Source organism: Amycolatopsis sp. lyj-346 (assembly GCF_046548975.1).
In the GTDB taxonomy this organism is placed as follows: domain Bacteria; phylum Actinomycetota; class Actinomycetes; order Mycobacteriales; family Pseudonocardiaceae; genus Amycolatopsis.
Genome location: NZ_JAJPWT010000002.1, coordinates 231,144 through 240,648 on the forward strand (window position 1 = coordinate 231,144; position 9,505 = coordinate 240,648).

A 9,505-nucleotide genomic window follows, 5' to 3' on the forward strand; every position below is an offset into this window, starting at 1 on the left:
CTTGAGGACGTCGAACTCCCTCAAGGTGGCCTTCACGAACCACCGGGCGTGTCAGTCGGTGCCCAGTTCCGAGTCGATCAGCCGGAACAGCTCGCCGTCGCTCGCGGTGTCCAGGGACTCGAGGAAGCCGGTGTCACCGCCGAGGCGGTCCAGCAACGAGCGCAAGCGGGTCGTCACGAAGCCGGCCGCCTCCGGGGTCAGGGCCGGGTCCGCCACCAGCTGCTCGAAGCGGTCCAGCTCGTCCAGCACCCGCGACGACGGGTCCACCGGTTCCGGGCTCAGGAGCGACACCAGGTGCGCGCTCAGCACCCGCGGGTTCGGGTGGTCGAACAGGACCGTCGCCGGCAGGGTCAGGCCCGTCGCGTAGCCCAGGCGGTTGCGCAGCTCCACCACCGTCAGGGAGTCGAAGCCGATCTCCGTGAAGCCCGTGTCCGGGTCGATCGCCGCCGGGGAGCCGTGGCCCAGGACGCTCGCCGCCAGCTCGCGGACGAGGTTCAGCAGCTCACGGCTCCGCGCGTCCGGCGCCAGTTCGCCCAGCTGCGGGACGAACGAGCGGACGCCGTCGGCGTCGATGCGGGCCGTGCGGCGGGTCTTCGGGACCAGGTCGCCCAGCACCGGCGGGACGATGTGCCCGCGCAGCACCGCCAGGTCCAAGCCCACCGGGACCACCATCGCGGCCGGGGAACCGAGCGCCGTGTCGAACAGCGCCAAGCCTTCTTCCGGGGTGAACCGGCGCATGCCGGACTTCGCCAGCCGCTGCGCGTCGACGTCGGCGAGCGTGCCCGCCATGCCTTCTTCCTGCGCCCAGGGACCCCATGCCAGCGACACCGCCGGCAGCCCCTGCGCCCGCCTCGAAGCCGCCAAGGCGTCGAGGAAGGAGTTCGCCGCCGCGTAGTTGCCTTGGCCGACGCCGCCGAGCAGGCCGCTCGCCGAGGAGTACAGGACGAACGCGGTCAGGTCGAGGCCGCGGGTCAGCTCGTGCAGGTGCCAGGCGCCGTCGACCTTGGGGCGCAAGACCTTCTTCAGCCGCGCGCGCGTCAGCGACCCCACGACGCCGTCGTCGAGGACGCCGGCCGCGTGCACCACCGCTGTCAGCGGGTGGCCTTTCGGCACGGCCGAGAGCAGGTCGGCGACGTCTTCGCGGTCGGCGGTGTCGCACGCGGCGACGCGCACGTCCGCGCCCAGGCCCTTCAGCTCGTTCACCAGCTCGGCGGCGCCCGCGGAGCCGAGGCCCCGGCGGCTCGCCAGCAGCAGGTGCCGGACGCCGTGGTGGGTCACCAGGTGCCGGGCCAGCAACCGGCCCAGCCCGCCCGTGCCGCCGGTGACGAGCACCGTGCCGTCCGGGTTCCCGAAGCCGGGCTCCGGCCGGTCCGCCGCGGGGGCCCGGACCAGCCGGGCGCGGTGCGGGACGCCGTCGCGCACCGAGATCTGCGGTTCGCCGGACGCGAGAGCGGCGTCGACCGCATCCCCGTCGACCAGCACGAACCGGCCCGGGTTCTCCGACTGCGCCGCCCGGACCAGCCCCTGCACCGCCGCGGCCGCGGGGCCGTCTCCGGTGCGGAACACGACCTGGACGTCGTCGGCGGCCAGGAAGAACTGCAGCTGGTCCAGCACCTGCGCGGTCGCGCGGTGGGTCGCGGTGACCGGGCCTCCGCTCGTGTCCACTCCGACGACGGCCACCCCGTCGTCCTTCGCCGCGGCCACCAGACCGGCCAGGTCGTCCGCGTCCTCCCCCAGCACGACGAGCCGCCGACCGGTCGGAGCGACCTCCGGCAGCGGGGTCCATTCGAGGTGGAACAACGAGTCGTGCCCCTGCTGCGGCGGCGTGGCGGCTTCACCGAACGAGACGCCTTCCGCGGACGCGACCGGCGCACCGGTGACGTCGGTCAGGGTGAGGCGGATCGTGTCGCCGTCACGGCGGAGGTGGACCCGCGCGGCCGCCGCGCCACTGGCGTGGAGTGCGAACCGCGTCCAGCCCGTCGCCGGGCGGAGCGGGGCATCCAGCAGTGTCACGGCCTGCAAGGCCGCGTCCAGCAGTGCCGGGTGCAGCCCGAACGCGGCCGCGTCGTCCTGGCGCGAGGCGGGCAGCATGATCTCGGCGAAGACCTCGTCGCCCGAGCGCCACGCCGACCGCAGGCCACGGAAGGCGGCGCCGATCTCGGCGTGGTCTTCGTAGAAGCCGTCGAGAACCAGTTCCACCGCGGACGGCGGCCAGGCCGGGTCGACCGCCGGTTCCGGGGCGCCGGGCGCGAGCCGGCCGGCCGCGGTCCGCGTCCAGACCTGCTCACCGGCGCCCTCGGGCCGGGTCCAGATGGTCAGCTCCCGTGTCCCCGCCGTCCCTTCCGGCCCGACGACGACCTGCGCGTGCACCCCGCCGACCGGCGGCAGCGTGAGCGGGACCTCGACGGTCAGCTCTTCGAGGAGGTCGCAGCCGACCTCGTCGCCGGCCCGCACGGCCAGCTCGACGAACCCGGTTTCCGGGAACACGATCACGCCGTCCACGGTGTGGTCGGCCAGCCACGGCTGCAGCTGCGGCGACAGCGCGCCGGTGAACAGGAAGCCGCCGGACTCCGGCAGCGCGACCCCGGCGCCGAGCAGCGGGTGCTCCGCGGAGTGCAGGCCGGACAGGCGCAGGTCGCCGTGCGCGCCGTGGAAGCCTTCGGGCCAGTAGCGGTCGGGGCTGAACGGGTACGTCGGCAGCGCCACCGGACGGCCGCCGCCGAAGAACTTCGCCCAGTCCACCCGAACGCGGGCGTGGTGCAGCCGCGTCAGGGCGGTGACCAGCGTCCGGGGCTCGTCACGGACGGCGACCACTTCGCCGCCGGTGAGGCTTTCGGCGGCCATCGCGGCGGCGACGCCGTCCGGGCCGACGTCGAGGAAGGTCGTCACGCCCGCTTCGGCCAAGGTCGTGACGGCGTCGGCGAAGCGCACGGCTTCGCGCGCCTGCCGCACCCAGTACTCCGGCGACGTGAAGTCCGCGGTACCGGCGACGGTCGAGACGAGCGGGATCGACGGCACCGCCAGGTCCAGCCCGGCCACGACCCGGCCGAACTCTTCGAGCGCGGGCTCGATGAGCGGCGAGTGGAAGGCGTGCGAGACGGCGAGCCGCTTGGTCTTGGCGAAGTGCTCCCCCACCGCGAGCACGGCGGCTTCGGCGCCGGAGACGACGACCGACCGCGGGCCGTTGACGGCGGCGATCACGACGTCGTCGCCGAGCAGCGGGACGACCTCTTCTTCGCTCGCCACCACGGAAAGCATCGCACCGCCCGGCGGCAGGGCCTGCATGAGCCGGCCGCGTGCGGCGACCAGCCGGCACGCGCCGGGCAGGCTGAACACCCCGGCGACGTGCGCGGCCGCGATCTCGCCGACCGAGTGGCCGGCCAGCTGATCGGCGGTGATCCCCCACGACTCCAGGAGTCGGAACAGCGCGACTTCGAAGGCGAAGAGCGCCGCCTGCGCGTACTGGGTCTGGTCGAGCAGCTCCACGTCGTCGCCGTGCACGACCTCGCGCAGCGGGCGGTCGAGTTCGACGTCGAGGTGCGCGAGGACGGCGTCGAGCGCGTCCGCGAACACCGGGTAGGTGGCGGCCAGCTCGCGGCCCATGCCGAGGCGCTGGCTCCCCTGTCCGGCGAACAGGACGGCGAGCTTGCCCTCCGGTCCGGCGAGGGTCGGCCCGTCGAGCCCGCGCAGCCCGGTCAGCAGCTCGTCGTGGTCGGCGGCGATGACCGCGGCGCGGTGGTCGAAGTGCGTGCGGGTGGTGGCCAAGGCGGCTGCCAGGTCGGTGAGATCCGGTCCGGCGGCGAGGAAATCCGCGAGCTGCGCGGCCTGGGCCGCGAGCCGCTCCGGCGTCCGTGCCGACAGGAGCACCGGCACCGGCCCGCTCACCGGCGCTTCCCGAAGTTCGGTGTCCTCGGCCTGTTCGAGGATGACGTGCGCGTTGGTCCCGCTGACGCCGAACGACGACACCGCGCCGCGGCGCGGACGTCCGGTCTCGGGCCACGAGCGTGGCTCGGTCAGCAGCGTGATCGAGCCCGCCGTCCAGTCCACTTGGGACGTCGGCTCGTCGAGGTGCAGGGTCTTCGGGAGCACGCCGTGGCGGAGGGCTTCGACCATCTTGAGGACGCCCGCGACGCCCGCCGCCGACTGCGCGTGCCCGAGGTTCGACTTGATCGACCCGAGCAGCAGCGGTGTTTCGCGGCCCTGGCCGTAGGTGGCGAGCAGCGCCTGGGCTTCGATCGGGTCGCCGAGGGACGTACCGGTGCCGTGCGCCTCGACCGCGTCGACGTCCGATGGGGACAGTCCGGCGTTGACGAGAGCCTGACGGATCACGCGTTGCTGCGACGGGCCGTTGGGCGCGGTGAGGCCGTTGGACGCGCCGTCGGAGTTGACGGCGGTGCCGCGCAGCACGGCCAGGGGGGTGTGCCCGTTGCGGCGCGCGTCGGACAGCCGCTCCAGCAGGAGCAGGCCGGTGCCTTCGGCCCAGCCGGTGCCGCCCGCGGTCTCGGCGAACGACCGGCAGCGCCCGTCCGGGGCGAGGCCGCCCTGGTAGCCGAACTCGACGAACGCGCTGGGCGTCGCCATCACGGTGACCCCGCCGGCGACGGCCAGGGAGCACTCGCCGGAGGCCAGTGCGCGCGCGGCCATGTGCAGTGCGACCAGCGACGACGAGCACGCGGTGTCGACGGTGACCGACGGGCCTTCCAGCCCGAACAGGTACGAAATACGCCCCGACAGGACGCTGGTGGCGGCGCCGGTGAGCAGGTGCCCGGCCAGTTCCGGCGGCGGTGAGTAACCGTTGCCGGAGCCGCCGACGTAGACGCCGGTGGTGCTGCCGCGCAGGCCTTCGGGGTCGACGCCGGCGTGTTCGAACAGCTCCCACGCCACTTCGAGGAGCTGGCGCTGCTGCGGGTCCATCGCGAGGGCCTCGCGCGGGGAGATGCCGAAGAAGCCGGCGTCGAAGTTCGCGACGCCGTCGACGAACCCGCCCTCGTGGACGGAGGAGGCGCCGTCACGGAGGCCGAGCAGGTCCCACCCGCGGTCACCGGGAAACTCCCTGATCGCGTCGGTGCCCTCGGCGACCAGCCGCCACAGGTCCTCCGGCGAGCGGACGCCGCCCGGGTAGCGGCAGCTCATCCCGACCACGACGATCGGGTCGCCGTCCACCACCCCGGCCGCGGCGGGGGCGGCCCCCTGGCTGTCGTCGCCGAGCAGTTCGGCGGCGAGCAGGCGGGCGACGGCGTCCGGGCGCGGGTGGTCGAACACCAGCGTCGAGGGCAGGGTCAGGCCGGTCGCCGCGTTGATCCGGTTGCGGAGTTCGACCGACGTCAGCGAGTCGAAGCCGAGGTCCTTGAACGGGCGGCGGGGTTCGACCGCCGCCGCGCCCGCGTAGCCGAGCAGGCCGGCCACCTGCTCGCGGACCAGGTCCAGCAGCAGGTTCTCGCGTTCTCGCGGGTCGATGCCGCGCAGGCGGGCCAGCAGTCCCGAAGCCGCCGTCACGTCGCCGGAACCGGCGTCGGCGAGCGCACGGACCTCGGGCAGCTCGTCGAGCAGGGTGCCGTCGCGGCGCGAGGTCAGTGCCGGGGCGAACCGGTCCCACCGGACGTCGGCGAGCACGACGGCCGTGTCGTCGTGGGCGACGGCCTGGCCGAGCGCGAGCAGCGCCTGCTCGACCGGCAGCGGCGGGAGGCCGCGGGCGCGCAGGAACCCGGCCGTCTCCTCGTCTTCGGCGACGCCGGTGCCGTCCCACGCGCTCCACGCGACGGCGGTCGCGGTCCGGCCACGGTCGCGGCGGTGCCGGGCGAGTGCTTCGAGGCCGGTGTCGACGGCGGCGCGGTCACGCCGGCCTTCGGCGCCCCAGACCGCGCTCACCGACGTGAACAGCACGAACGCTTCGAGCTCGGTGTCGCCGAGGGCTTCGTCGAGCTGGACGGCGGTGGCCCACGCGTCGGGAGCGCCGGTCATCCCGGCGGTGTGCAGGACGGCGGTCAGCGGCCGGTCTCCGGGGATGTCGGTCACGACGTCGGCTCCGCATTCGGTGACCCACGCGGCGACGCGCGCGCCGAAGCCTTCCTCGGCGCCGGTGACCAGCACGGTGCCGTGCGGGCGCCACGGTTCGGCGGCACCCCCGGCCGCGGCGTGGACGAGGCGGCGGCCGAAGAGGCCGGACGCGCGGACGGCGACCTGGTCTTCCGGGCCGCCGAGGGCGGCGGCAAACCGGGCGGCCGCGCGCTCGTCGAGGGTTTCGGGCAGGTCGATCAGGCCGCCCCAGGCCCGCGGGTGCTCCAGGGCCAGAACGCGGCCGGCGCCCCAGAGCGCGGCACGGGCGGGATCGGCGGGCGGGTCCGAGCGGCCGACGGACACCGCGCCCCGGGTGACCGCCCACAGCGGTACGACCGGATCGGCGTCGGCGAGAAATTCGACGAGGGCGGCCGTCGTGGTGAAGGTCGTCCCGTCCAGTTCCAGGAAGGAGACGACACCGGCGTGGTCGCCGAGCCCGGCCCGCAGGACCTCGACCGGATCGGCGTCCGGTGCCACCACCCGGCAGTCGGCTTCGAAGGGGACATCGAGCCCTTCCGGGACGAGCGCGAGCCAGCGTCCGGCCGCGGACGGTCCGGCGGGCAGCGGCTTCCACGTGACGCGGTACCGCCAGCCGTCCACGACGGACTGTTCGCCACGGCGGCGGCGCCACGACGACAGCGCGGGCAGCACGCGGGTGAGGGCGTCCTCTTCGACGTCGAGGGTGCCGCTGAGCGCGGTGAAGTCGGCGTCGTCGACGGCGGTCCAGAACTCGGCCTCGGCCGGGTCCGCGGTGTTCGCCGGAGCGGGTTCGGGCCAGTAGTTCTCGTGCTGGAAGGCATACGTCGGCAGCGGGACGACCTGCGCGCCCTCGGCGAGGAAGCTCGCCCAGTCGGGGCTGACCCCGCGGACGTGCGCCTTCGCCACCGACGTCAGGAACCGGTCGAGGCCGCCGTCGGTGCGGCGGAGGGTGCCGGTGACGACCGCGCGGGCGCCGGCGTCCTCGGCGATCTCCTGCAGCGGGACGCTGAGCACCGGGTGCGAACTGATCTCCAGGAACGCCTGGTACTGCAGGGAAAGCAGCTCGCGGATGGCTTCCTCGAACCGGACGCGCTGCCGGAGGTTGCGGTACCAGTAACCGGCGTCCAGCCGGGTCGTGTCGAGCCAGTCGCCGTCCACTGTGGAGTAGAACGGGATGTCCGCCTGCCGCGGCTTCAGCCCGGCCAGCGCGGTCGCCAGCTCGGCCTCGATCAGCTCGACGTGCGCGGAGTGCGAGGCGTAGTCGACGTCGATGCGGCGGGCACGCAGGCCCGCCTCGGCCAGCTCCGCCAGCAGCTCCTCCCCCGCCGCCGGGTCGCCGGCGACGACGACGGACGACGGGCTGTTGACCACGGCGACCGACAGCCGGCCTTCGAACCGGGCCAGGCGGGCTTCGACGTCGGCGGCGGGGACCGACACCGACAGCATGATCCCGGCGCCGGCGAGCCGGCGGGCGATGGCCTGGCTGCGCAGCGCGACGACGCGGGCGGCGTCGGCGAGGTCGAGCGCGCCGGACACGCAGGCCGCGGCGATTTCGCCCTGGGAGTGCCCGACGACGGCGTCCGGTGTGACGCCGTGGGCCTGCCAGAGCGCGGCGAGCGCGACCATCACGGCGAACGACGCGGGCTGCACGACGTCCACGCGGTCGAGCGGGGCGGCGCCGCGCAGGACTTCGGTCAGCGACCAATCGACGTAGGGGGAAAGTGCGGCTTCGCACTCGGCGATGCGGGCGGCGAACACCGGCGACTCGTCGAGCAGGCGGGCACCCATGCCGGCCCACTGCGCGCCCTGGCCGGGGAAGACGAAAACGGTCCGGCCGTCGAGGTCGGCGGCGCCGGTGACGATCGCCGGGTCCGGGGTGCCGGACGCCAGCGCGGCGAGGCCGTCCCGCGGGTCCTCGGCGACGATGACGGCGCGGTGTTCGAGCGCGGCCCGCGATTTCGCCAACGACCACGCCAGGTCGGCCGCGGTGGTGTCGTGGGTGTCGAGGTGCTCGCGCAGGCGGGCGGCCTGGGCGGCGAGCGCGGCTTCGGTGCGCCCGGCCACGACGAACGCGCGGACGCCGGGGCGCGCTTCGGTGGCGGGCGGCTCGACCGGTTCGGGCTGTTCGAGGATGACGTGGGCGTTGGTGCCGCTGATCCCGAACGACGACACGGCCGACCGGCGCGGGCGCTCGGTCTCCGGCCACGGCCGGTTGTCGGTGACGACCTCGACGGCGCCCGCGGTCCAGTCCACGTGGGACGACGGCTCGGCGAAGTGCACCGACTTCGGCACGACCCCGTGGCGCATGGCCTGGACCATCTTGATCACGCCCGCGACCCCGGCGGCGGCCTGCGTGTGCCCGATGTTCGATTTCACCGACCCCAGCAGCAGCGGGGTTTCCCGGCCCCGGCCGTACGTCGCCAGGAGGCTCTGCGCCTCGATCGGGTCACCCAGCGGCGTCCCGGTGCCGTGGCCTTCGACGACGTCCACATCGGACGCGGTGAGCCCGGTGCCGGCGAGCGCCTGCCGGATCACCCGCTGCTGCGAGGGCCCGTTGGGCGCGGTGAGGCCGTTGGACGCCCCGTCCTGGTTGACCGCCGAACCCCGCAGCACGGCGAGGACTTCGTGACCGTTCCGCTGCGCGTCCGAAAGCCGTTCCAGCAGGACGAGGCCGACCCCTTCGGCCCAGCCGACGCCGTCGGCGGCTTCGGCGTAGGACTTGCAACGTCCGTCCCGCGCGAGCCCGCCCTGGGCCGAAAAGTCCACAAAGGACCCCGGCGTCGCCATGATCGTGACCCCACCGGCGATCGCCAGCTCGCAGTCGCCCGCCCGCAGCGCCTGGGCCGCCCAGTGCATCGCCACCAGCGAAGACGAGCACGCCGTGTCGATCGTGACGGCCGGGCCTTCCAGGCCGAGGGTGTAGGAGACGCGGCCGGACAGCACGCTGCCCGCGGTGCCGACGCCGAGGAAGCCGAGCGCCTCGTCGGGGAACCGCGCGCCCTGGCCGTAGTCGTGGTACATCACGCCGGCGAACACGCCCGTCTTGCTGCCGCGCAGCGAAAGCGGGTCGAGACCGGCGCGTTCGATCACTTCCCAGGAGACCTCGAGGAGGTGGCGCTGCTGCGGGTCCATGGCCAGCGCTTCGCGCGGGGAGATGCCGAAGAGGCCAGGATCGAACCGGCCCGCGCGGTCGAGAAAACCGCCTTCACGAACGTACGAACGTCCTCTTTCATCACCGAACAGACCTCCCAGGTCCCAGCCCCGGTCTTCGGGGAATCCACCGATGCCGTCACCGCCGTCGAGCACGAGGTCCCACAGCCCTTCGGGCGAGGTGACCCCGCCCGGGTAGCGGCAGGCCATCGAGACGATCGCCACGGGTTCCGGTTCCGCCGTTTCGAGCTCTTCGACGCGCTTGCGCGTCTTGGCCAGGTCGGCGGTGACCCACTTCAGGTACTCGACGAGCTTCTTG

Annotated in this window: 1 protein-coding gene; it reads right to left on the minus strand. The window is 74.2% G+C overall.

Annotated elements, in window-relative coordinates:
* Window positions 1-51 precede the first annotated feature (51 nt).
* Complete coding sequence (locus ACLJQE_RS07765) at window positions 52-9,486, minus strand: SDR family NAD(P)-dependent oxidoreductase (RefSeq protein WP_410639157.1); 9,435 nt, start codon at window positions 9,484-9,486, stop codon at window positions 52-54.
* Window positions 9,487-9,505 lie beyond the last annotated feature (19 nt).